This is a genomic window from Cyanobium sp. NIVA-CYA 375 (assembly GCF_056108345.1).
This window is the reverse complement of the sequence record NZ_JBSYHW010000442.1, coordinates 1-515: the sequence shown is the minus strand read 5'-3', so window position 1 is coordinate 515 and position 515 is coordinate 1. Positions and strand designations below refer to the sequence as shown.

The 515-nt window shown below is 64.7% G+C and carries 1 protein-coding gene; it reads left to right on the top strand.

Annotation, left to right across the window (positions count from 1 at the left end; translation table 11 throughout):
- Positions 1 to 515: GNAT family N-acetyltransferase (locus AC01FP_RS19020; protein WP_474482537.1), on the top strand; the 515-nt coding region annotated here is incomplete at both ends.

The following is a 515-nucleotide window of genomic DNA, read 5'->3' as shown; positions in this document are numbered from 1 at the left end:
CCGCTGCCGACCTCGCCGGACGACCGGCACCGGCTGCCTGGGATGCGCTGGCACTGGACGCAGCCGATCCGAACCCGTTCCATGAACGCTGGTTCCTGGCGCCGTCGCTGGACCATATTGGCCGCGCTGACGGAAGCAGCCTGCTGGTCTTCGAGTATGAGGAGCAACTGGTCGGGCTCTTGCCGGTCATTGGTCGCAAAGCCTACTACGGATACCCTATTCCCCATCTCGCCGGCTGGCTGCATGACAACGCCTTCTGCGGTGTTCCTCTGGTTCGTCGTGGCTTCGAGGTTGCATTCTGGCAGGGGCTGTTTGCCTGGGCTGACCGAAACACCGGAGCCGCACTGTTCCTGCACCTGAGCCGTGTCCCGGGCGACAGCATCAGCCTCGCTGCCCTGCGCCAGGTGATCGCCCTCAGCGCTCGTCCCGCTGCGATCGTGCAGCGGGAGGATCGTGCCCAGCTTCACTCCGATCTCGACCCCGAAAGCTACTTCGCGGACTCGATGTCGAGCAAG